We start from the raw sequence: 23,662 nt of genomic DNA on the forward strand, positions 1-23,662 counted from the left end.
GAGTGGGCGTTACAGCAGGGGCCTGGCCCGGCCACCCGGCCGGTCACGGCGGGCTTCGGCGCGCAGCCGCAAGACAGCAGAAAGGAAACGGTAGATGCCGACCGTGTAGCGCTTGCCCAGGCGGCGCGGCTCCTGCATCAGGCGGAAAAGCCACTCGAGACCCGCAGCCTGAAGAAAGCGCGGCGCCCGCACCACTTCCCCGGACAGGAAATCGAACAGCGCTCCAACACCGATGCAGATGGTCGGATTAAGCTTGTCCCGGTTCTCGACAATGAAGCGTTCCTGCACCGGATTTCCCATGCCGACGAGCAGCAGGTCCACATTGGCGGCGTTGATCCGCGCAATGACCGCATCCCTGTCTTCACGTGCGAAGTAGCCGTCATGGAAACCTGCGACGTGATGCTGCGGGTAATGCGCAGCAATATACTCTGCCGCTCCTGCCACCGAACTCGGCTTTGCTCCCAGCAGATAGATCCGCAAGGGCAGCCCAATGTTCTCCAGAATCGCGGGCACAAGGTCGGTGCCGTTGAGATTTTCCGGGAACGCCTTGCCCGTGATGGCACGCGCAGCAATGTCTACGCCGATCCCGTCATTGAACAGCGTCATGCGGGATAAGATCTCCGCATATTCCGGATGATCAAGAGCCTGCAGGACCGTGTGCGCGTTGCAGATGGCGACATCCATCTTGATCCGCAACAACAGGGATGTGCGCAGCATATCAATGGCCTGCGCGCGTGATAATCTATTGATACCAAGCGGACCAATTTGCGCGACCCCAGCCCCCAAAGGCATCCCCAAGGTCAATTCAGGCATCAACATCCCCAGCGCCCCACATCAACAGAGTTTTGCATGAGGGAAACTGGCTAAAACAACTCAACAACGCCTTAACTCCCAAGACAAAGGCATTTTATAGATTACCGGCCGTCAACGCCACCCCAAGAATTCTTACATTCTCGTCATGGTTTCATTTACCATGATGCTCCGGCCCGTTTGAAAACGCTAGGGCAGCCTCAATCCGGGATAGTGCCGCATTTTCCAAATGTTAATCATATCTCTTCATCTTTCCTAACATTACGGCACGGGCATGCCCGTTGCCCCGGTCAGCTCCAGAGGTTTGCCGCCCATCGCCCCGCCAACGGTTTTCAGTCATGGTTGAAGTTTCTGACATTCCGGCAATTCTCGCGCGCCGCCTGCGGTGGATCATTGTTGTTCCCGTGCTGCTGACCGGCTTGGCTGTGCTTTTCGCGCTGACGCGCGCTCCGGCCTACACGGCGTCGGCCGAACTTCTCGTGGAACCGCCGAGCCTGCAGATCCTTGGACGGGAATTCTCCGGCCGGGAAGGCGCATCACCTCTCGAGGGTTTCGATGTGGACAGCCAGGCCTTCGTGCTGATGTCCACCCCGGTTCTTGACCGGGTGGTGACTTCGCTTGAACTGGAAAATGATCCGGCCTTCTCCGGCAAGGGGTTGCGGCAGACCTTGCTGCCTTTCCTGTTTTCCGCACCCGATCCGGCCGGACGGCGGATGGCGGTGATCGAGGCGCTGCGCAAGCGGCTGCAGGTGCAGCGGATCGAGAAGACCTTCATCTTCCAGATCGCGGCGACACATCCCAACCGGGACCGTGCTGCCGACATTGCCAATGCCACAGCTGCGGCCTATCTGGCGGAAGCCGCCAAGGCCCGCGCGGAAGGCTTCCAGCGCACCAGCCAGTCGCTGAAGACGCAGGCCGACCAGCTGCAGGCGCAGGTGCAGCAGGCCGAGGCTGCGGTGGAAAAATACCGCGCCGACAATGGCCTGATCTCCACCACGCAGGGCGGCCTTGTGGTGGACCAGCAGCTGCAGGATCTCAACACCCAGCTGACCCAGGCACGGGTGGACCTGGAAAAGGCCAAGAACACCTTCGAGCTGATCCGCCGCCTGAGCCCCTCCGACATTGAGGCGGGAGCCATTCCGGTGGATATGGCCAACACGGTGCTGAGCTCGCTTCGGGTGCAATATGCGAACCTTGCCGAGCAGGAGGCCCGCGCTTCGACAACACTGGGCGCCAATCATCCGCAGATGCGTGAGATCGCGGCGCAGATGCAGAACACCCGCCGCCAGATCTCGGATGAGCTGTCCCGCGTGCAGCGCAACATCCGTAGCGACTTTGAGCGGGCGCAGGCCAATCTCAACGGACTTGAGGCCCAGATCGATCAGCTGAAATCCGCCAATTCCACCCAGAGCCGGGCGCAGATCGAACTGCGGCAGCTGGAGGCGGAGGCCGATACCCGCCGGGGCGTCTATCAGCTTTTCCTGAAGCGCGCGCAGGAACTGGCCGAACAGCAGAACGTGACGGCCACCAATTCCCGCATCCTTTCCGCTGCCCAGCCGCCGCTTTCGGCCAATGGGCCGTCTTCCGTGCTCATCATCGCCGCTGCAGCGATCTTTGGGCTTGTGCTGTCCGCAGGCGGAGCTGTTGGTGCCGAGATCGTCAGCGGGCGGCTCAACTCCGAGCGGGACCTCGTGGACAGGACCGGCGCTCCCGTCCTCACAAACCTGCCGGTTCTTGCAGCCGCCCCCGCGCGCAAGCTTCTGGGAAAAAATAGTGGCAGCAAGCCTCTTGCCTTGCGCAACGAGGCGCAGATGGGCATGACCCGTGTTGCCTATGCCCTGCGCTATGCCCTGTCGGAAGAGCTTCCCGCCAATATTCTCATCCTGCGCACCTCCGACATGCTGGACACCCGCCCCGTCGCCCGGGGCATCGCCGAGGCGCTGCACGAGATGAACGAGGATGTGCTGCTGGCCCAGGCCCTGCCGCAGTCAGAACAGGGCACGCCGGACGACCGGCCCAAGCCGCGCAAGGACGATCTGGCCAGAACAACCGGTGAGTCACCGGGACGCAATGCCGCCCTGTCGCGCTATCTCAGCGTCGAACGGGTCAATGAGCGGCGCAAATACGCCGGCCCCGCCTCGCTGATGGACGAAGGCCAGGATTTCCTGCTGATCGACTGCGGCCCGTCCGAGAGCAATCCGATCCTGCCGGTGCTTCTGAAGAACTGCGATGCCATCGTGCTGGTGAGCCAGCTGGGCGCCACGCGGATGGCGGACCTCGACCGGGTGCTCGCCTATATCCAACCCTGGCAGGACCGGGTGATCGGCAATGTCGTCCTTGAAGCGGCCTGAGAGAACGGCGCACACCCGTTTCCGCCTGCCCCCGGCTGGTGCAAGGGCGCTGCCTGCACGTCCGCAGGAGCGCAGCCCCGCCTGGCTGATGGCCGTCTATGCGGTCATCTTCGGCACGCTGATCTTCAACCTTGGTCTTGCCTTCATCAACACCAGGGTGATGGGCATCTCGCAGAACCATGTGGTGCTGAGCGAGCTGCTGCTGACCGTCTGCGCCCTGCTGCTGGCCATGACACGCCGGGCAAACCTCTATGTGGTCATCGGCGTCTATCTGGCCTACATGCTGATGATCATGGCCCTGCGCGGGGTCATTGATCCCAAATCGGTGCGCGATGCGCTGGTGCCGGTGATTTTCTATTTTCTGGGCCGCCAGATCCATGACATCCGGCAGGTGGACCGGCTGGTGCTCTGGTCGGCCCTGCTCGTCATCACCGTTGGCCTGATCGAGTACCTGTTCCTCGACCTGTTTCTCCAGAACATCAACATCTTCGACTATTACGTCGCCCGTGGAACCATCACCGCAGACAGCAATTTCCTCGGTGAGGACAGCCCCCTGTTCCACAGCGGCGTGCGGCTGGGCGGGCGCAACTTCTTTGCCTTTCTTGGCACCCACCGTGTTTCGTCGGTGTTCCTGGAACCGGTGTCGATGGGCAACTTCGGTGCCTTTCTCGTCATGTGGGCCGTGTTCCGGCAGGACATGCAGGGCCGTCTGCTGCTGTTTGCCCTAGCCTTTGCAGCGATCATCCTGGGCGATGCCCGCTTCGGCATGTTCGTGTCGCTGAGCTTCTTCCTCATCGCCCCGCTCAACCGCATCACCCCGCGCGCCGTGCTGGTGGCAGCGCCCATCCTGATCGTGCTGCTGCTCATCATTTATGCCGCTGCCAGCAACAGGCTCGGCTGGGACGACACGCTGACAGGCCGCTGGCTCTACTCTGGCCAGTTGCTGATGAAGCTGGACTGGAAGGGCATTCTCGGCATCTCGACCGTACAAACCTATCTGTCCGACAGCGGCTATGCCTTTGCCCTGTTCCAGACAGGGGCCATCGGGCTTCTGGGCCTTTGGGTGCTCTATGTCTACGCCCCGGCCGAATCGGATGCGGGCTGGCGCTTCAAGGTGCTGATGGCCGCCTACATCTGCCTGCTGATGATCGTGTCCTACTCGCTTTCGACCATCAAGACCGGCGGCCTGCTCTGGCTCTGCGCCGGGGCCGCCGATGCCTGGAACGGCAAGCACCCTGCCGGAGCCAGCCGCCTTGCCCAGCCCGCCCTGTTCCGCCGCCGCACGCGGCCTCACCCCGCCGTCCCCAGCCGCTGGAAACTTCCGCCGGGCTTCGACAGGGGGCGCCGGGCCTGACCGGCCTTACATCAAGTCAACCTCAGGGCATCCGCATAGAGCCGTTCATAGGCGGCCGCCGTTCCAGCCCAGCCGTGCTGCGCCGCCGAGGCAATGGCCGCCTGACGCTGAGCCGAAGGATCTGCCGTCAACGCCGCCCATGCCTCTTCCACCGCCTGCGCCGCCTTGGCCGGATCGCCAAAGCCGGCAAGTCGGACCATCGGATGCTTGCGGGCGAGCGAAACGAAGGCCGTATTGGGCTCCACCACCGGCAGGAGACCGGCACTCAGCCCCTCGATCATGGCAACGCCGAAGCCCTCGTAATTCGAGGCGCTGACGAACAGGCTGCAACGGCCCATCACCTCGCGGATACGGGTGTTGGACGGATTGCAGTGCAGCGACACCGCAGCTTCAAGCCCGCGCTCCGCGATCATGCAGCGCACATCCGCCTCGCTCCAGTCCGAGCCGCTGCCCGCGATGTGCAGATGCCACGCACCGTCTTTTGCCGCCAGCACTTTCATCATGTCGAGCAGCGCATCAAGCCGCTTGTTGTGGGAGAAGCGGCCGATGGTCATCAGCCCCTTCACCGGCACGGGCGAGGCGGCGCCGCCGAATTTTTCCAGATCCGCCGCATTCTCGATCAGCCGCACGCGGGAATGTGCAATGCGGGCGAAGGTGGCCAGATCGCTTTCGCTGCAGCAGGCAATGCCCCGGTAACGGCTGGCGGAAAGCCGCGTGACGGTATTGAACCAGAGCGTCTTCAGCCGCTTGTGATCGGCGGTATGAAAGAAGCCGCCGTGGGTGGTCGCCACCATCGGTGTACGGCGGAAAGGCGATGTCCAGGCAAGGCTGTCGAAGAAGAAATCGACCGCATGCACGTGGATGAGATCGGCTTCGCCAAGCTCTGCAAAGACGGACGGGGCCAGCGGATAGCGCGGCGAGCCCCGGAACGGGATGCGCCGCACCTCGAAGCCGTCGATCGTCTCCTTCGCTGGCAGCAGGCGGTCCGGCTCTATGAACAGGCGGTTCAGCGTCACCACTTTCACCCGGCCAAAGCGCCCAATCTGGCGGCCGGCGAGATTGCGCACCACATCCTCCAGCCCGCCGATCATCGGGTAGAACTGGCGCACCACGTGCACGATGGTCTTGCCTGCGAAAGGCGAGACAGGTTCGGGAAGCGGTGCCGTCATGAAGAAGGTCCTGAGGTTGGGTGCGTATTGGCGGCAGGCTCGCCCCAGCCGCTGCGCAGGGCACGGAACACACCATGGGCACCGCTGAGCGCCTGCGGCACGGTATGCGCGGCGAACTCGCCATTCTGCCGCGGCCAGAGCCAGCGCGCCTGCGCATGTTGCGGAAAGAGGCAGCCCGGCTCGGTGGTTACCGCGCCATGGAAGCCAAGCCTGCGCAGGATCTCCGCCTCCCGGGTGCCGCTGATCGACGGCGCCCCATAGGGATAGGCAAACCAGCGGACCTCACGGCCCAGCAAGGCTTCGAGATGCGTCTTGTTGGCGGCGATGTCCGCCTCCACGTCCGCCTCTGCAAGCAGCGCCAGCGCCCGGTGAGTGGTGGTATGGGCACCGATCTCGACGAGCGGGTGCCGGTCGATGGCCTTCACCTCGTCCGTCGTCATCGCCAGCCGGTCCACGAGGCCCGGCATGTCCAGCCCATGGGCGGCAAAGACATCCGGCAGCAAGGCGGCTCTGGCAAAGTCAGCCCAGACCCAGGCGGTCATATGCTCCAGCGCCGCTGCCTTTTCAGCCCGGGTACGGCTCTCGATGATCTGCCCCATGGGCTCGATGGCGAGCCTGTCATGGTGCAATGCCAGTTCGCGCAGGCCCAGCCACCAGGCATTGACGGAGCGGTTGAGCATATCCGTTGGCACGAAGATGGTGGCAGATGCCCCGTGGCGTTCCATCACCGGCAGGGCCAGTTCCACGTTGGAGCGGTAGCCATCATCAAAGGTCAGCGCAGCGAAAGGGCGCGTATCGCCTGTCTCAAGCCGCCGCTGTGCCTCGTCCAGCGTGACGAACGCGCGGCCCTGTCGCTGAAGTCCGGCAAGGATGGCTTCGAAATCATCGATCCGGCAGCCATGCCCCAGCGTCTGTGCACTGTCGCGGACGAATTCGTGGAACATCAGCACCACGCCGCTGCCGCCATAACGCCGCCCGACAACGGCATCCAGGCCAAGGCCATGCAGAAGGCGCGCGGTTCCCGAGAGAACCGACGCCCTGATCCTCGCCTTCAGGGGAATGCCGGGCACCACTGGTGTCATGAGGGCCTGTTTCCGTTTCCGATCTGCCGCTTCCAGCTGCTGCCGTCATCTCAAGGCGACAATCGCACAGCTGTTTTAACAAGGGCTTGATCAAATCCGTCTTTACCGCAGGGTCAGATTTGACCAATACGGCGGCGTAATCGTGTCTGCTCTGCGGCTGACCTTACGTTTCCTCAAGACTCCTCGGCTATCAAGGACCAACCGCAACGACGACGAGCCCAGACTATGCGCATCCTGATGGCCTGTGCCGCCTTCCCCCCCAACCTGCCCGGAGGAGCCCAGACGTCCTCCTTCATGCTGGCGAAGATGCTGCAGTCGCAGGGAGCGGACCTGACCGTCGTCAATGTGGGCGACACGGATGCGGAGGAAGAGGTGTCCGGCATCCGGGTGCACCGGATCGCCAGCCCGAATGTCTATTGGGACTACATGAAGCGCAAGGCCGGCTGGAAGAAGCCGGTCTGGCATGCCCTTGAAAACGGCAATCCCTTCGCATTTTTGGCCATGCGCCGGCAGATTGCGCGCACGCAGCCTGATCTGTTTCTGACCGTCAGCATCGAGAATATCAATGTGGCGAGCTGGGCAGCGGCGAAGATGGCAGGCCTGCCTGTGGTGCATACGGCCTTCAATTCCTTCCTGATCTGCTGGAATTCGGTGATGCAGAAGCGGTCGGAAAACTGCGCGCGCCAGTGTACCAGCTGCAAGCTGAGCTCTCTGGGCAAGCGCGGCTTCACCCGCTTTGTCGACGGGGTGGTGGGCGAGTCGCAGGACGTGCTGGACCGGCACCGGCTGGAGGGCTATTTCCCCAACGCGGAAATGCGCCGCATCCCCGCCGTTCTGCCCGGACTGCAGGCCTCTGCGCCGCGCCCCTTCCCGCAAGAACGGCCGCTCAGGGTCGGCTTTCTGGGGCTGCACAGCCACTTCAAGGGCCTTGCCTATCTCGCTGATGCCGCCCGCCTGCTGGCGGACAACCGGAGCATCGAGTTCCACATCGCAGGGGAAGGTGCATGCCGGGACAATTACGCGGCAGAAGTGCGCAGCCGGTTTCCCGAACACAATACGGTGTTTCACGGTTGGGTGAAGGCGGACGAGTTCCTTGCAGGCATCGACGTTCTGGCCTATCCGTCCATCGGGCGCGAGGCCTTCGGCCGGTCATCGATCGAAGCCTTTGCCCATGCCATTCCTGTCATTTCGACCAATATAGGCGGCGTGGCCGAAAACATCGTAGATGGGGTCAATGGGTTCCATGTGCCGCCAGCCGATGCGGCCGCCCTCAAGGAGGCAATCCTGAAAACTGCTGCTTGTGCAGACCGCTATGCCGCGCTGAGTGCAGGCGCGCTGGCCGCTGCCCGAACATATCTGCCTGAGGTGATCGGACCGCAGTTCAGCGGCTTCCTGGAGCATATCCGCAGGCGCAAAACAGCGGCCGCACCGGTGTTGAAAGAGGCCGACGCCGAATGAATGCAATCCGTCAGGCCCTGTCCCGCGTCAATGTGAAGGAGTTTCTCTGGTCGCTGGTCAGCCGGCTGGCCTCGCCCGTGCTCAGCTTTTCCGTTTTGCTGATGGCCAGCCGCATGCTCAGCATCGAGGAATACGGCCTCTACAATTTCCTGTTCTCGGTCGGCTCGTCGCTGGGCCTCGTTCTGGTGCTCGGCCAGAACGTGCTGCTGCTCAAGCATTACCGCAACACCGGCAAGCCAGAAGACGCGCCCGGCAATGCGGCCCTCTTGCGCATGAACGCGGTCTGGCTTGCCTGCGGCGCCCTGTTTCTGGCGGCCGCAACGGCCCTCATCTATCCGTTCCGGCAGGGTCTTGAGCTGCATTATCAGGCCCTGCATGTGGCCTTCGTGTTCGCTGCGGTTTTTTCCGTCAGCGAGTACATGCAGTATTATTTCCGGGTGAAGGGCAATGTCGGTCTGGCGCTGACACCGCGTGAAAACATCTGGCGCATCCTCACGCTTCTCTGCTTCCCGTTCTTCACCTGGACCGGATTCATGAATTCCGGTGCCAGGGCGATGGAGATCACCACGGTGCTTCTGGTACTGGTGGTCGGCTATCAGGTGCTGCGCATGCTGGCGCTGGAAGGCCGGGGCTTCCTGCGGCAGACGCACATGGCAGGCGGCAGCAGCCAGAAGCGGGAATGGACGCATGAAAGCCTGTTCTTCACCGCCAACAGCTTCTTCGTCTCGGCTTCGCTCTATCTGGAAACCATCCTCATCGGCATCTTCCTGAGCCTTGAGGCCGCCGCCTTCTATTTCGTCGCCTTCCGCCTTGCCGCGCTGCTGATGCTGCCCGTCACCATCATCGACACCGTCGGCGTGCCCATGGTTTCTGCAAAGCTTCAGGAGCGGAACACCGCCGGGGCACAATATCTGATCTCGATCCTCTCCGCCGCCAGCTTTGCCGGAACGCTGCTTGCCTATATGTTCATGATGCTGATCGGCAAGTTTGCGCTCGGATTGTTCGAGCCGAGCTTTGCCGAACACTTCGACGTTCTGGTGATTCTGTGCCTGCTGCCGGTGCTGCATGCCTTCTTCGGTCCCGGCAGCAGCCTTTTGATGATCGGCGGCGGCGAGCGTTACTTTCTAGCCATGCGGTCGGTCGCCTTTGCCTTCTATATCGGCGCACTGGCGCTGGCCGCGCCGGTCTATGGCATGGCCGGCATTGCGGCGATTGGCACGCTGCACAGCGTTGCCGTGCTCTATCTCTGCCGCAACTGGTCGCTGAAGCACATGGGGGTGGACAATATGGCCAGCACCATCGTCACCGTTCTGCGCAACTGGCGGCAGGGCAATGTGGCCAGCGCCACACCCGGCCATAAGGACGGGCAATGATGGCGGGGCGCGCATCGGCCGGGCCTGCACCCGCAAGGCTCATCGCCAGATTGTTGACCGCCCTGCTGTGCCTGCCCGCTGCGATACTGCCTGCATCAGCACAGACCCTCACCTGCCTGCGCGGCGCCAATGTGGCCGGGGCAGAGTTTGGCGATACGGTCGGCAAGCTCGGCACCACCCATTTCTACCCGACGCAGAAGACCCTCACCTATCTGGCCGGCAAGGGCATGAACATCGTCCGCTTTCCCTTCAAGTGGGAACGGTTGCAGCCCGAACTCTACGGCCCGCTTGATGACCGGGAACTGACGCCCCTGCTGGCCAGCGTTGCCATGGCGCGGCAGATGGGCTTCACCGTCATTCTGGACCCGCACACCAACGCCCGCTTTGCCGGCATGCAGATCGGCTCGCCGGAGGTGCCAACCGCCGCCTTCGTGGATTTCTGGCGCCGCATGTCCGCCTTTCACGCGGGCGATCCTCAAGTCATGTTCGAGCTGCAGAACGAGCCGGATTACATGGATGCAGCCTTCTGGCTGCCCTCCGTCAATGCGGCCATCGCCGCGATCCGGGAAAATGGCGCGGACAACATGATCCTGGTGCCCGGCACCATCTGGACCAGTGCCTATCACTGGTTCGCGGAGCAAAACGGCGGCAGCAATGCTGAGGTGATGACCGGAGTCATTGACCCTCTGAACAATTTCGCCTTCGACATCCACCAGTATCCCGACCACGATTTTTCCGGCACCAACCGAACCTGCCCGGCGACGGATACGGCGATTGAATCCCTCCGCCGGGTCACGGATTGGCTGAAGGCCACCGGCAACCGGGCGCTGCTGGGCGAATTCGGCGGCACCGCCAGCCCGGACTGTCTCGATGCCATCGGCCGCATGGCCGGTTTCGTCAATGACAACCCGGACACTTGGATCGGCTGGACCTATTGGGCCGCCGGTGACTGGTGGGGCGATTATCCGCTCTCCATCCAGCCCGATGACAATGGCATCGAACGGCCGCAGATGCGGGTGGTGCAGCGTTATATCCTTGATCCCGTGACCGGACAGATCCCGGCCTGCGCTTCGCTGGCTCCGGCTGGGGCCTGGCAGCTGCGCGGCCCGGACGGGAGCCAGAAAGGAACCGGTTCGGCCGATGCCCCCGCGCGCTGACACTGTGACGGCACAGACCCCGGTTGCCCTGACACATGAGCCCGCGCTGGTGATGGGGCCACCCGCAGAAACGGGCGTGATCCTGATCGAAGACTGGGGCTACACCGGCCTCTGCGCCCGGCGCAGCATGCGGCTGCTGGCCGAGCGGCTGGCCGCTGCAGGCTATCCGGTGCTGCGGTTCGATCTGCCCGGCATGGGTGCTTCCTTGCGCAATCCGGAAGAGATTGACGGACTGGAACAGGCCGCAACCGCCCTCGATGAGGCGGCCGAAGCCTTGAGCGCCGCCCACGCCTGCAACCGCTTCATCTTCTCAGGGCTTGGCCTTGGCGCGCTTCTGGCGCTGGACCGGGTGGCCCGTCAGCCGCAGAGTGCCGCCGCGCTGATCCTCATGGCGCCGCCCGTTTCGGGCCGCAGCTGGCTGCGGGAGAATCAGCTGAATGCGGCCATGATCGCAGAGCGCACGGGTGTTTCCACGCCGCCGGTGCCGGGTATCGCCTTTCATGTGGCCGGGATCGCCATGCCTGAGGGGCTGGCGGGCGCCATCCGCTCACGCCGGATGACTGCGCAGGACATTCCGGCCAGCCTGCCCGTCCTCGTCATGCCCCGTCCCGGACGGACGGCCGAAGAGGACTTTGCCTCGGATCTTGCCACCACGCATGCCAAGGCAACGCGGCTCGATTTTGCCGGCTATGACGCCATGGTCACGGACCCGACCCTGTCGCAGGCGCCGCTGGATGATCTCGCCGGACTGGCCCTGTGGCTGGAACAGGTCTTGCCGGCCGAGCCCCCTGCCCGCGCTGCTGCCCCGGCAAGTCCGGCGATCCTGACCGCCGCCAGCTTCACCGAGGAAACCGTCATGCTGGGCCGGTACGGCCAGATGGCCGGAACCTGGTGCAAGCCTGTGAGCCAACCGGAAACAGCCGGCCCCGTGGTTCTGGCCTTTTCCGCAGGCGGCACGCCGCGCACCGGCTGGGCCCATGGCATGCGGGACATGGCGCGGGCACTGGCCGCAAGGGGCATTGCCTCGCTGCGGGTTGATGCTTCGGACATTGGCGACAGCGTGGCCGCACCGGAGGGGCTCTATCCCGTCCACTACAGCGCCCCGCAGATGCAGGACGTGACGGATGCGCTCGACTGGTTGAGCGCACGCGGCTACTCCCAAGTCATCGCAACGGGTGCCTGCAGCGGCGCCTATCTCGCCCTTCGCGGGGCCGTGGCAGACACACGGATCAAGGCAGCGGTCTGCGTCAACCTGCAGCGGCTGCTGTGGGACCGGCGCGAGGATATCGCCGACCTGCTGCATTTCGGCCATGACGATGCCGCCGGCTATGCGGGCAAGCTGCTGGACCCGGACAAGCTGCGCAAGCTGTTCTCCGGCGGCGTGCCGGTGCTGCGGCTGCTGAAATACATGGCCGGACGGGCGCTGCAAAAGGCCGAAGAGAAAACGGCGCCCTGGGCCATGGGCCTGACGCCCTCATCCCGCCTGCAACGGCAGATCGCCGCGGATCTGGCACTTGTTTCCGGACGCGACCAGACCATAGACCTGATCTACAGCCCCAACGACCCCGGCCTGCCCTATCTGGAACAGGCGCTTGGGCCCAATGGCGCCAAGGCAGCCAGCCTGCCGGGTGTGTCCGTCACCTTCCTTGAAACGGCCGATCACAATCTGACACCGCCCGCAGCGCGGGCCGTCTGGCTCGCCCATCTGTTGAAGGCAGCTCAGCCCTCGTAACCCGCACCTGCCAGCGCATTGACCGCCGAGACGAGACCGCGCGGTGCCGCATCAGCCGGTGCAGAGGCTCTGCGCCTGAGACGAATGCGGCGCGGTGCTCCGGGCGCAAGGTGGAACCAGTTGTCTTGCGCAATGAAGCATGGGTCCTCCACATGCAGGCTTTCCGCAAAGCGGCTGGCGGCCACCTCCAGCGCCCAGTTGCCGTCTTCGCATCTCTCTACCGCCACCGTCAGACCCAGATCCTGCAGCGGCAGATTGCGGCCTGCGGGAAAATGGAACGCCTCGCTGAGGCATTTTCCCGTCTCCGCATCTATGAGGCGCAGCACCGTAACGGAATGCGGCAGCGGGCCGAAACGATAGGCATAGGTGATGTCGAAGAAGCTGCCGATCAGATCAACGGCAGGGATGATCTGCCCCGAACGGGCGGCAAGTTCCATCTCGCGGGCAGCACTCAGCACCGGCACATGGCCGTCCCGCAGGGCCTGCAAGGTGAGCTTCACCCGGCGCGGTTCCCCCGTCTCATTGAGTAGATGCACGTCGAGGCCGTTGGTGCCCTCGTCCAGCGCCAGCACCTGAAGCGGGCGCAGCACATGCGCCAGGGCCTGCAACGCCGGCTTGGGCTCCCCGCCCGCCGCGATCAGGCCCCAGCCGCAGCCGGGGGCAAGATCGCTCAGAGCCAGCACTAAAGCACCCCGGCAGGAAGAGCCAACCCGCCGCCACTCGGCAAAGGTCTCCGCCATCACCGCGCCGCTGACGGCGCGCGACAGCAGGAGATAGCGCGCCGGGTCTTCTGCCGCGAGCGCCTGCGGGTCCACCCGGTAAAGCTCCCTGAGATAATGATTCCGCACATCCGCGAAATCCCAGTCTGCACCCCGGTCTTTGGGAGCCAGCGCCTTCCAGTCCGCATCTGACGGTTTACGGCCGGCAAGGCCTGCTTCATCCGGCAGATTGGCGAAGGCAAGGCACTCGCCGGCAAAGCGCACATTGGCGCGGCGGGCATCTTCCAGCGGGCGGCGGTAGGCGCCGGCGCCGTAGTAATGGCCGATGCCCTCCCCCGGATAGAATGGCAGGCTGCCGCCGGAGGGGGAGTTGGGCACGAAGGGAATGCGCGGCGCCTCTTCCGCCGCAAGGCACGGCAGCAATTCTCCCGAAAGCGAACAGGCGCGCCGCTCTGCAGGCAGGCCCATCATCGCCGCCTGCTGCTGCATTTCGCTGCCGCCGCACAGCACGGTGAGGCAGGGATGCAGGCTGAGGCGGGCCAGCGCCTGCCGCGCCTCCACCTCGACGGAGGCGGCAAAAGCCTCATCAGCCATCGGATAATCGAAATTGGCGAACTGGAAATCCTGCCAGAGCATCAGTCCCAGTTCATCGCACAGATCGAGCAGGTCATCGCTGGCATAAACGCTCAGGCCCGGCACGCGGATCATGTTGAACCCGGCCGCCACCGCCGCCTCCAGATACGGGCGGCAGGCCTTCCGGTCATCGCGCAGCGCCAAGAGGTCCGCACTGGTCCAGACCGCGCCACGGGCAAAAACCGGCAGACCATTGAGGACCAGGCCGAAACCCTTGCCATCCGCTCCCCGGTCCACCCCGATGCGGCGGAAGCCGGTGCGGCCGAGCCATGTCTCAACGCCGTCCTGCTCCAGCACCACGTCATGCAGGGCTGGGGTGCCATGGGTTGCGGGCCACCAGGGGGCCACACCGGGCAAGTGGAGACCGGCCGTGAATGTGCCGGGGCCGGTTTGCTTCAGCTTCGCAGTGTGACCGGCGCAGCGGACCATGGCGCCCGCCATCTTCGCTGCTGCGCACATGTGCACAACGAGATGCCCGGTGCCGTCTTCATCCAGATGTGCTGCCATGGTCTGCAGAACGGGCGCATCTGCATCCCCCCTTTCGATCCACACCGGCTTCCACGGTCCCACGGCCTCGATCTCCGGGCACCAGCCAGGCATATGGCCGAGCAGCGTGGTGCGGATGCCGCGCAGGGCAGGCTCATCGATCAGCATGGTTTTCCAGCGGGCGCGCGGCAGCTTGCGGGCCAGCAGCCCGGTCAGCGCCCGGAAGACGAGAACGAGCGTGTTCCGGGCCTCAGCCTCCACCTCAACGGCGTAGCTTCGGAACATGTTGCCCGTCTCCAGCACACAAGTGCCATTCCACCAGACCTCGCAGAGTGTCGCCAGCCCCTCGAAGATGAGCCGGTGACGGCCGGGTTGGGCGGGAACTTCCGCGCTGTAGCAGATATCCCGGTCCTGCAGCGGCATGGGAACCGCCGGATCAAACCGTCCCGCCCGCGCAAGCGCTTCCGCCGCCGTGCCGGGCACGGGCGCGGGAATGCTCTCCAGCTCCGCCAGTCCCTCAAGCGTTGCAACGGTCCCAACCGGCAGCACCACCATGCGCCAGTCTGTGGTAAGAAGCTTGCGCCCTGCCATCATCATACGCCCGGGCCTTCAGAGGAGGCCTGCAATCTCGCTACCCTTCCTCTCCCCCTCAAGAGGAGAGAGGGGCGCTGCGGCCAAATGTCAGGCAACTCAGCCACGCACGTCACCACAAACCGCCACCAGCCCCGCCACCAGCTCATCCCAGGCATCGGCAGCCGGCATCAGCGCCGGTGTCAGCCGGTCGAAGGATTTGCGCATCACGGCGCGGGCGAGCTGGAACTGGACCGATTTGGCGCAGGATGAAATGGTCCTGGCATGAGCGGCAAGCGGCGCCAGGCCGCCAAGTTGCGCCTGGTTGGCTGAAAGCCACTCAAGATGTGCAGCGAACAGCTCGAAATTCGCGCCCAGCTGACGCAGGGTGTTGAAGGCATAGAGGTGGAAGAAGCCGAAGGGCCGATCCGCAATCGCCTCCACCTGCCCGGCAAAGACTTCGGTAAAGCTGCGCACCGGGTTGGCTTCAGGCCTTGCGGCAACATGGCGGGCGAGGATCTTCGCGGCGCGATCCGCAATCTCCGGCTCCTGCGGCAATGCAGCCGGGAACTTGACGAACTCGGTGTAGGGCAGCAGCGGCAGGGCGTCCGGCGCAGCATTGCGGTGGAAGATGCCGTCGAAATCTTCCCCCTCCAGCCGGTGCAGGCCAAGGTTATGGAAATAGTCCATCTGCCGGGCTTCAAGGTCGAGCCGGTTGACGGCCACTGTCGTCTTGCCGTGTTCCTTGCGGTAAGCGGTGCCCTGCGTGTCCGGCAGGAAGAAGCTGTCCAGCTCGACGAGGCACAGGCGCCCGCGGCGGATCTGCTCTGCCACATGCAGCTCCACCCGGTCGTAGATGGCAAGTTCCGTCACCCGCAGGCCGAAGAGCGTTTCCAGATCCTCCAGCGGCACCTTGAAGAAGGTGAACTGGTCGCCCTCGAAATCCTGCGTGATGGCAAAGCCCAGCGCTGCCTCCGGCGGCAGGCCGAGCGCGGCCAGAACCTCGATCCATATGTCGAGATAGCAGTTGGTTTCCGGCCAGTCGCGCGACAGGTCATGCAGGGCATGGCGCTGATAGGTCTCGGGCGAAAGCGCCGGAAACACCTTGTCCGTCACGGCCATCTCAGCCCCACAGCACCTTGCGCACCTCAGCCGGCCAGCTGCCGGTGTCGAGGCCGTGGTGAGCAAACAGCGCCAGCGCCACACGTTCAAGCCCGAAGCCGACGCAGGCGGTATGGGCCACTTCACCGTCAGCCGTGGTGAGGCCCCAGGTCTTGCCGAAATGGTCCTGATGGTAGTTGAAAGACAAGCATGCGGTCGGCTTTTCGGTGGAGGTGACCGGCACCAGCAGCTCGAATTTCAGATTCTGGTCGCGCTGGTTGTTGGAGAGCATGCGCCCGGCCCGGCCAAAGAACGGGTCATTGGCCACATCGATGGCAACCGGCAGGCCGATGCTGGCAATCAGCTTCTGCCCGCGCTCCATCCACGACTGACGGAAGGCCATCACCTCGTCCGGCGTGCCCATGCGCACATATTCGCGCATGCGGAACAGCTGCATGCGCGCCGGGTCCTTCGACGGCTCATGACGGAAGCAATAGGACTGAAGATCGAAGATGCCGCCGCGCTCCGGCAGCTGCCCGCGCCGCGCCACGGTGGGATAGAGCGGATAGCAGGCGGCCGGCGTCAGCACGATATCCGTTGCCTCCTGCCCCTTGGTCCAGTCACCGCCCCCGGCCATGCATTGCAGCAGGTTCACATGGTCCAGCTCGCAGCCGCAGAAACTGTGCACCGTGCCGGCCAGCTGCGGGAAGCTCTTCATGTAGCCCGAGCCCTCGAAATGCGCGCGGTTCATGCCCGGCGGAAAACGGATGACCTCGGCATTCTGGTCCGCCCCGAAGGCCGAAACAAGCGCATCGAAGCGCTGGATCACATCCTCGAACACCCCGCCCCGGCCATAGAGGCCGTCAACACCCGTGTCGATGAGATGACCGGCGGCAAACAGCCGGTCGAGAAGGGAAGCCTGCATGTCCATGTGTCCCCCAGAGGTCTGTGTCTGGAATGTCTCAGCCGAGCAGGCTGGTGTCCTGCCGGTTCATCAGCAGAAGCGTGGAGGTATTGCCGAGAATGCGGTCGTTGGAGATCATCAGCTGCGCCGAATGCGCGTCGCGCAGATGGCGGCCAAGGCTGTAGGGCGTGCCATTCTTGTAGCCCATGATGCCGCAGACCAGCAGGCAATGATTGATGATGTCGAGGATCGTCTGCGATGAGGCGATCTTCACATTGTTCATGGAAACGGCAAAGCTCATGGAGGACAGCCGCGTCTCGTCCTCCCGCGCTGCCTCATACTGCTGCAGCGCCGCCAGAATGTTGGCCTTCACCAGTTGCAGCAGATTGGACGCCTCGGCCAGGCGCAAGGCGCCGGGCGGCACGGAGCCGGGGCTCTTGCGCGCTGCCGCCTTCACGAAGGCCTGTGCCCGCGCAAAGGCATCGGCGGCAATGCCGAACCACACGCCGCTCCACAGAATGTGGGAATAGACCAGCATGGACTGGGCCGCGATTTCGGCAAAGGGCTTGGGCAGGATCTGGCAGGCCGGCGCCTCGCCCTTGAACAGGAACCCGTCCGAACGGGTGCCGCGCATGCCCAGCGTGTCCCAGTGATGGGTCTTGTCGAGGCTGTACTGGCCCTTCAGAAATACGGTCATCACCTGATCGGACGGTGCACTATCGGCCTTTGCCCGCGAGGTGACGAGGATGGCATCCGCCGCCTCCGCATAGGAAATGACAGTCGCATCCTTCTCAAGCCGGCAGACCCCGTCCGCCACCTCGACGGCGCAGATGGAGTTGCGCAGGTTGCCGCCAATGCCGCCTTCGGTGGTGGCGGAGGCAAGCAGAAGCTGTTCATCCGCGATCCGGCGCATGAAGCCTTCGTGCCACGCATCGCCCTGCCCGTGCGCCACAAGGCTCGACACCTTGATCTGGTGCATGGCGAAGATCATGCCCGCCGCGGCACAGGCCTGACCGAGAATGGAACAGACTTCCGCCAGCTCTGCGGTGGAGGCGCCTTCGCCGCCCAGAAACGCCGGAATCTGCAGACCAAGCAGACGCTCCGCCCGCATGGCATCCAGCGCCTCCTGCGGGAAGCGCCCGGAAGCGTCCACATCATCCGCATGGGCGCCAGCCACGGCCGCAGCGCGCCTTGCACGCTCGGCCAGGGCAAGGGCACGAACCGGCCGCAACTCGTTCATCACGCCACCTGTCCGGCTGTCAGCGAGGCGATGGCCGCAGAAATCGCCGCGATCGAGGCGAAGGTCTTGCGGTTCAGCAGCGTCTCGGGAAATTCGATATCGAAGGCCTCTTCCAGCCCCAGCATCAGCTGCACGGAAGCAAAAGACGACAGGCCCGCTTCGTAGAGGTCATCCTCATCGCGCAGCGTATCGACGGGCACAGGCAATCCGCCATGCCGGGAAATCAGGTCACGGATCGTAGCAGTCATTGAATTATCAACCCCCAACAATGCCAGCCCTACCCTCTCGCACCGGGCCGTGATGGAACTTGGCGGAGGATAGGCAATCGCAGGGATCATGGCACGCGCAAAGATACAATACAGTTAAATCAAGACTGCAATTCGTCCGTTTTCATTAACCTGCGATAAACTTACTCTGCGTGCTTAGATCTTTTCCCTTAGGAAACCGCCAAAGCAGCATACCCGCATGAGGCTTTCGAGCAGAATAGCTGCCTTGCCTCATCCCAGCATCCGGCGCAGCGTATCATCCCGCAGCACGAAATGATGATGCAGCGCCGCTCCGATATGCAGGAAGATGAGCGCGGTGAAGGCCAGCCCCAGCGCCATATGCAGGCGGAAGAGACTGGCTGCCAGTTCCCGGTCCTGCCCTGTCAGCGGCGGCAGGGTGAAGAGGCCGAAAACTTCGATCGACGCGCCATAGGCGGAGGTCGCCACCCAGCCGATCAACGGATTGAGCAGCAGAAACCCATAAAGCAGAGCATGGACGATGCCCGCCGCCCGGCGCTGCCAGACAGGCATGGCATCAGGCAAAGGCTGCGGCGGATGGCGCAGCCGCCAGAAGAGGCGCGCCAGCGTCAGCACCATCAGCACGGCGCCGGCCGAGCGGTGAAAGTCGAACAGGCTGTTCTGCAGGCTGCCGGGGCCGACACGGACCATGACAAACCCGGCGGGCACCATGGCGAGCACAAGCCCCGCCGTTACCCAGTGAAACAGGCGGGCACCACCCCCATACCGGTACGTATCCCTGCTCATCACAGCCTCTCCCTGCTGCCATGCGTCAAACAGGATCGCATGCGGGACGCCGAAGGCAAGGCCTGTCACGATTACGTGAGCCCTGCATCGGAACGCCTCCACCATGCGTAGTGTCGACAAAGGCAAGGTAAACCCTATTTACCTCTGCTAAAACTGGTTCGGAGGCAAACTTCGGAACAGCGTGTGCCAGAGCGGCGCTTGAGTATTTCAGGGCAGAATGCCGCAGCAGCACTGGCCCGGAAACCAGAGGGTGGAGAGGCGCAAGGTGAGGTCAACACGGATGCCAGCGGCCCTGACGGCAGGCCAAACGACGCTGACGGCGACGCAAGCGGTGACGCTTCGGCCTCAGCGTGATCCTGCTCTCCGCCTGACCGCCTTTGCCGATGACGAGGATTGGCGTGCCGTGCTGGCTGCCGCCCGCGCGCCCGGAAAGCCCCTGCCGCAGCGGTGGGAGAGCCTCTTTGGCCCGCTGATCTACATGAGAGCCGGTGAAACCCGCGTGGTCGGCCAGCTCGGCCAGTCCCTCGACGGGCGCATCGCCACCGTCAGCGGCCATTCCAAATACATCAATGGCTCCGGCTGCCTGTCGCATCTGCACCGGCTGCGCGCGGTCTGCGATGTGGTGGTGATTGGCGCCGGAACGGCGATTGCCGATGATCCGCAGCTGAATGTGCGCCTTGTGGAAGGGCCAAACCCGGCCCGTGCCATCATTGATCCCAATGGCCGCGTGCCATGCGGCCTGCGCCTGTTCGAGGGTGACGGCGTGCGCCGTCTCGTCATCACAGCGGCAGAGACGCAAGGAGACTGGCCCGAAGGGGTGGAGGTGCTGCGGCTGGAACGGCTTGCCTGTGGCGGGCTCTGCCCCTCGGCCATCGTGCAGGCACTGGCAAAGGCGGGCCTGCGCCGTATCCTCATCGAAGGCGGCAGCCACACGATTTCCCGCTTCATCACCGCCCGCAGCCTTGACCGGCTGCACCTGCTCATCGCACCGATGATCATTGGTGCGGGGAAGATGGGGCTGGAGCTCTCGCCGATCCAGACCCTGCAGGAGGCCCTGCGCCCGCGCATGACGCCGCATCAGGCCGGTGACGAGGTGCTGCTCGACTGCGACCTGCGGTCCTGCCCGGTTTATTCCTGAGGCAAGGCAGCGATGTCGAGATGACCAACCTGAAGGGTTGAGCGGCCGGCGGCAATCTCCGCCAGCCGGAAGGCAAGCCAGCCCGCAATGCCCGCAGCATCGACGCCCATCTCGCCGGCGGCATCCGCCCAGCCGCGCACAAGCGCTTCCTGAAAGGCACCATGCTCCGGCCCGGCCTGCCAGTCGGATGTGCCCTGTACCACCCGGTAGCCAGCTCTCTCGAAAGCACGCGCAGCATAAGGCGCAGCATCCGGGCCCAGCGCCGGGCCAAAGCCCTTGTCTGTCTGCTGATGCGCATTCATCGCAAGACGCACGGTTTCATCCAGCGGATGGGGCGGGAAACACACGGCCCGGCCATCATAGGTCAGACTGGCGAGAAAAGGCTTGCCCGCAGCGCTGACCGCTGCAGCAAGAGCATCGGCAAATCCGGCCGTGACCAGATCCAGAAAGGCCGAGGTCGTCACCCCATCCGTTGCAGTCAGATCAAGGCCTCCAAAACCCGCGGCAAGATCGGTTTCCCGGTACTTGATGGCAACTCCCGCCAGCCCCACCAGCCGTGCCCTGGCCTGTGCCAGCAGGACCGGATCATGATCGGTCAGCAGCCATCGCTGTCCCTCGCCCAGCCGGGGCGCAAGTGCAGCAACGGTTGCGCCAGTGCCGCTGGCAAGATCCGTCAGATGCGGCACCCGCCCCCGCGGCAGGGCGTCAAGAAATGCTGCTTCCACAGCGGCATTGCGCGCCGCCTCATCAACGGGGGAGCGCAGTGCCAGCCATTCAGCTGAAAATCCCGCCATCCGTCTTTCCTCTCTCCTGGTCACGCCGGGATGCGGATCGCAGCAGCGTCGAGCGCAGCCGAGAACTGGCGCGCGGCCTCTGTCCAGTCCGGCATGCGGTCAGCTGCTTCGCGCGCTTCTCCTGCCAATTGCCGGCGCAAGGCGCTGTCCGCCATCAGCCTGCGCAGTGCTGAACGCAAACCTTCTACGCTGCCGGGCTGCACATAGATCCCGCCGCCGCCGGACAGGCTGCGCTCCACCGCAGGGCCGCCACTGCCGATGACCGGCAGCCCGCGGGCCAGCGCTTCGGTGAAGGCCATGCCGAAGCCCTCATAATGACTGGCGAGCACAAAAAGGTCTGCCGCTGCATAGGCGGCCTCCAGCAAGTTGCTGGACAGTGCGCCGTGCAGGGTGATCCGCCGCTCCAGCCCATGCGCCGTGACCTGCCGCACCAGCGCAGCGTGACAGGCTTCGTCCAGAAAACCGCCCGCCACGTCCAGCTGCCAGTCAAATTCCCTCAGGCCCGCCAGCGCCTCCACCAGCACGTCATGCCCCTTGCGCGGCACGATGGAGCCAACGGACAGGAGACGCAGGCCCGGCCCGCCGCTGCCCAGCGCCTGCGGCGCCCGGTCCGTGCCCGGCTCCACCACATGCAGATGCGCAGACGGCACGGCAAAAAGCTCACGCACCCGTGCCGCCGTCGCATGGCTGGTGACGATCACCTCATGGGCATGGCGCAAAGCCTCGCGTTCGGCCGCCTCAAGCTGTCCGGCGAGTTCCGGATCCAGACCGTTTTCGAGGCACAGCGGATGATGCAGCAGACAGACGAGCGTGATGCGGGGTGCCAGCCGCGCCGCAACCGCCCCAAGCACTGCATAGGCAAGGCCATCCACCACAAGCAGCGTGCCGTCCGGCAGGGCCTCAAGGGCCGTTTCAGCTTTGCGCAGCATCTCCGGCTCCGGACAAGGAAACCCCTCGCCCAGTTCCAGCAGCTCCACGTCCCGGCCAAGCTCCCTCAGCCCGGCGATGATGCGCCGGTCATAGCCATAGCCGCCGGTCGGCATGTCGAGATTGCCCGGAAAGGCAAAGACAATGGGGACTTTGGGAGCAGAGGCTTCACGTGTCATGCCACAGGCGCCTCATACCAGGCACGGGCCACATGCGACTCGGAGATGGTCACCCGGATCGCCCGGATTTCGGAGCCGGGACGGCCGAGCCGGTTGTCCCTTGCGGCCTGCGCCAGATGGTCATGCACGTGCCTGGTCAGAAACTCCGTCGTCGTGTTGATCCCGGCGAACTCCGGAACCTCGTCGAGGTTGCGGTAGTTCAGCGGTGACAGCACTTCCTTCAGCACCTCATGGGCCCGGCCGATATCGATGACAACGCCATTGATATCAAGGCGGTCAGCCAGAAAGGCGGCATCGACCACGAAAGTCGCCCCATGCAGCGCCTGCGCAGGGCCGAACAGTTCGCCCTTGAAGGAGTGGGCAATCATCACGTGGTCGCGAACTTCAACGGCAAACATTCACTCACTCCGGTTGGTCATAAACAACAAGCGGCGCCAGAGCCGAACGGTCGTGCAACAGCACATGAGGCAGGCGCCCGGGCAGGCTGGCAAAGGGAAGGACGGGGTGAAGAAGCGCATCGAGCCGGTCATCCGCCAGCAGCGCCAGCGCCGTCTCCAGCCTGCGGCGGAAGGTCCAGCGGTTGCGGCGCTGCGCCGGGATGCGGCCGACCTGCGTTGATTTCAGCACCAGACGGCGGCTGTGAAAATCAGCCCCCAGCGGCACGGATACCGGCTTTGCGCCATACCAGCTCAGCTCCAGCACGGTGGCTTCATCCCCGGCACAGGTGAGCGCGGTGGCAAGCCCTTCGGGCGAGGCACTGGCGTGGATAACGAGATCTTGATCCCCCGGCGCCTCAGAGGGCAAGGCAAAGCCAGCCCCAAAGGACGCAGCAATCTCTGCACGGGAGGGATCGATGTCCACAAGCCTCACGCGGGTGCCGGGAATGCCTGCAGCCAGAAACACGCAGAGCAGTCCCAGAACGCCGCCGCCCACCACGCAGATGTGGTCACCGGGGGCGGGCGCACCGTCCCACAGGGCGTTGAGCGCGGTTTCCATATTGGCCGCCAGAATGGCCCGCTCCGCCGGGATATGTTCCGGCACCGGCACCAGCATCTCCAGCGGCGCATCGAACAGATCCTGATGGGGATGCAGGCAGAAGACGGTCTGGCCAAGCAGTTCCGGCGGACCAGCCTCGACGCTGCCCACGGCGGCATAGCCATATTTGACCGGATAAGGGAAAGCGCCGCCCTGCAGCGGCGCGCGCATGCGCTGCCACTCGGTCTCCGGCACCAGCCCGCTCAGCACCAGCCGCTCCGTCCCCCGGCTGACACCGCTTGCCAGTGTGCGCAACCGTGCGTGGCCGGGTTCCAGAAGAGCAAGCTGCTCTCGGCGCAGCTCGCAGGCACCCTTAGCCACATACCAGAGCGCCGTGGCTGCCCGCTGGCCGTTCCCGGCGTTCTCATCAACTGTCATTGCTGCCTGTCCTGCAGTTGGCATGTCTTGCTTCTCATACG

The 23,662-nt window shown here is 64.3% G+C and carries 20 protein-coding genes; 7 read left to right on the forward strand and 13 right to left on the reverse strand.

The window, feature by feature from the left end:
• Positions 1 to 9 precede the first annotated feature (9 nt).
• Positions 10 to 819 (reverse strand): WecB/TagA/CpsF family glycosyltransferase, encoded by an 810-nt coding sequence (locus tag ASC48_RS03015; RefSeq protein WP_055454361.1) that lies wholly within the window; start codon positions 817 to 819, stop codon positions 10 to 12.
• A gap of 329 nt (positions 820 to 1,148) precedes the next feature.
• Between ASC48_RS03015 and ASC48_RS03020 the strand changes: the two genes are divergently transcribed.
• Entirely contained in the window at positions 1,149 to 3,161 is a 2,013-nt protein-coding gene (locus ASC48_RS03020) for a GumC family protein (RefSeq protein ID WP_055454362.1), read from the forward strand.
• Positions 3,139 to 4,515, forward strand: a complete 1,377-nt coding sequence (locus ASC48_RS03025; protein ID WP_055454363.1) for a hypothetical protein — start codon at positions 3,139 to 3,141, stop codon at positions 4,513 to 4,515. Before ASC48_RS03020 ends, ASC48_RS03025 begins: the two co-directional genes overlap by 23 nt.
• Positions 4,516 to 4,526: 11 nt before the next feature.
• On the opposite strand, the gene ASC48_RS03030 is transcribed toward ASC48_RS03025, so the two are convergent.
• Positions 4,527 to 5,684 (reverse strand): glycosyltransferase family 4 protein, encoded by a 1,158-nt coding sequence (locus ASC48_RS03030; protein ID WP_055454364.1) that lies wholly within the window; start codon positions 5,682 to 5,684, stop codon positions 4,527 to 4,529.
• On the reverse strand, positions 5,681 to 6,766 hold the full coding sequence (locus tag ASC48_RS03035; RefSeq protein ID WP_208975521.1) for a polysaccharide deacetylase family protein: 1,086 nt from the start codon (positions 6,764 to 6,766) through the stop codon (positions 5,681 to 5,683). Before ASC48_RS03035 ends, ASC48_RS03030 begins: the two co-directional genes overlap by 4 nt.
• 225 nt (positions 6,767 to 6,991) lie before the next feature.
• On the opposite strand from ASC48_RS03035, the gene ASC48_RS03040 reads away from it, so the two are divergent.
• Genes ASC48_RS03040 through ASC48_RS03055 form a run of 4 tightly spaced genes read left to right on the forward strand, consistent with a single transcriptional unit; the run spans position 6,992 to position 12,486 of the window.
• Positions 6,992 to 8,224, forward strand: a complete 1,233-nt coding sequence (locus ASC48_RS03040; protein ID WP_055454365.1) for a glycosyltransferase — start codon at positions 6,992 to 6,994, stop codon at positions 8,222 to 8,224.
• Positions 8,221 to 9,597, forward strand: coding sequence for a lipopolysaccharide biosynthesis protein (locus ASC48_RS03045; RefSeq protein ID WP_055454366.1), 1,377 nt, complete (start codon positions 8,221 to 8,223; stop codon positions 9,595 to 9,597). The genes ASC48_RS03040 and ASC48_RS03045 overlap by 4 nt, the downstream gene beginning before the upstream one ends.
• On the forward strand, positions 9,597 to 10,754 hold the full coding sequence (locus ASC48_RS03050) for a glycoside hydrolase family 5 protein (protein WP_055454802.1): 1,158 nt from the start codon (positions 9,597 to 9,599) through the stop codon (positions 10,752 to 10,754). The genes ASC48_RS03045 and ASC48_RS03050 overlap by 1 nt, the downstream gene beginning before the upstream one ends.
• A complete protein-coding gene (locus ASC48_RS03055) occupies positions 10,738 to 12,486 on the forward strand; it encodes a serine aminopeptidase domain-containing protein (protein ID WP_055454367.1) in 1,749 nt (582 codons plus the stop codon). Before ASC48_RS03050 ends, ASC48_RS03055 begins: the two co-directional genes overlap by 17 nt.
• Here ASC48_RS03055 and ASC48_RS03060 read toward each other — a convergent pair.
• The 6 genes from ASC48_RS03060 to ASC48_RS03085 form a co-directional block, all read right to left on the reverse strand.
• On the reverse strand, positions 12,474 to 14,921 hold the full coding sequence (locus tag ASC48_RS03060) for a glycosyl hydrolase 2 galactose-binding domain-containing protein (RefSeq protein ID WP_055454368.1): 2,448 nt from the start codon (positions 14,919 to 14,921) through the stop codon (positions 12,474 to 12,476). The two genes, ASC48_RS03055 and ASC48_RS03060, sit on opposite strands and share 13 nt — an antisense overlap.
• 93 nt (positions 14,922 to 15,014) lie before the next feature.
• Complete coding sequence (locus ASC48_RS03065; RefSeq protein WP_055454369.1) at positions 15,015 to 16,016, reverse strand: DUF1839 family protein; 1,002 nt, start codon at positions 16,014 to 16,016, stop codon at positions 15,015 to 15,017.
• Position 16,017: 1 nt separating this feature from the next.
• On the reverse strand, positions 16,018 to 16,926 hold the full coding sequence (locus ASC48_RS03070) for an amino acid--[acyl-carrier-protein] ligase (RefSeq protein WP_055454370.1): 909 nt from the start codon (positions 16,924 to 16,926) through the stop codon (positions 16,018 to 16,020).
• A gap of 31 nt (positions 16,927 to 16,957) precedes the next feature.
• Positions 16,958 to 18,139, reverse strand: coding sequence for an acyl-CoA dehydrogenase family protein (locus ASC48_RS03075; RefSeq protein WP_055454371.1), 1,182 nt, complete (start codon positions 18,137 to 18,139; stop codon positions 16,958 to 16,960).
• Positions 18,139 to 18,387, reverse strand: coding sequence for an acyl carrier protein (locus ASC48_RS03080; RefSeq protein ID WP_055454372.1), 249 nt, complete (start codon positions 18,385 to 18,387; stop codon positions 18,139 to 18,141). Before ASC48_RS03080 ends, ASC48_RS03075 begins: the two co-directional genes overlap by 1 nt.
• Before the next feature lie 249 nt (positions 18,388 to 18,636).
• The gene (locus ASC48_RS03085) at positions 18,637 to 19,170 is read right to left on the reverse strand and encodes a cytochrome b (RefSeq protein WP_055454803.1); all 534 of its coding nucleotides are present in this window, start codon (positions 19,168 to 19,170) and stop codon (positions 18,637 to 18,639) included.
• A 265-nt stretch (positions 19,171 to 19,435) separates the two neighbouring features.
• On the opposite strand from ASC48_RS03085, the gene ASC48_RS03090 reads away from it, so the two are divergent.
• On the forward strand, positions 19,436 to 20,308 hold the full coding sequence (locus ASC48_RS03090) for a RibD family protein (RefSeq protein WP_244269991.1): 873 nt from the start codon (positions 19,436 to 19,438) through the stop codon (positions 20,306 to 20,308).
• On the opposite strand, the gene ASC48_RS03095 is transcribed toward ASC48_RS03090, so the two are convergent.
• Genes ASC48_RS03095 through ASC48_RS03110 form a run of 4 tightly spaced genes read right to left on the reverse strand, consistent with a single transcriptional unit; the run spans position 20,299 to position 23,621 of the window.
• A complete protein-coding gene (locus ASC48_RS03095) occupies positions 20,299 to 21,102 on the reverse strand; it encodes a class I SAM-dependent methyltransferase (protein WP_055454373.1) in 804 nt (267 codons plus the stop codon). The two genes, ASC48_RS03090 and ASC48_RS03095, sit on opposite strands and share 10 nt — an antisense overlap.
• A 20-nt stretch (positions 21,103 to 21,122) precedes the next feature.
• Entirely contained in the window at positions 21,123 to 22,208 is a 1,086-nt protein-coding gene (locus ASC48_RS03100; RefSeq protein ID WP_055454374.1) for a glycosyltransferase family 4 protein, read from the reverse strand.
• Positions 22,205 to 22,606, reverse strand: coding sequence for a 6-pyruvoyl trahydropterin synthase family protein (locus ASC48_RS03105; protein ID WP_055454375.1), 402 nt, complete (start codon positions 22,604 to 22,606; stop codon positions 22,205 to 22,207). The genes ASC48_RS03100 and ASC48_RS03105 overlap by 4 nt, the downstream gene beginning before the upstream one ends.
• Before the next feature lie 4 nt (positions 22,607 to 22,610).
• Positions 22,611 to 23,621 carry a zinc-dependent alcohol dehydrogenase gene (locus ASC48_RS03110; protein ID WP_055454376.1) on the reverse strand — a complete coding sequence of 337 codons (1,011 nt, stop codon included), beginning with the start codon at positions 23,619 to 23,621 and terminating at the stop codon, positions 22,611 to 22,613.
• Positions 23,622 to 23,662 lie beyond the last annotated feature (41 nt).

It is taken from the genome of Pannonibacter indicus, assembly GCF_001418225.1.
GTDB classification, from domain to species: Bacteria; Pseudomonadota; Alphaproteobacteria; order Rhizobiales; family Stappiaceae; genus Pannonibacter; species Pannonibacter indicus.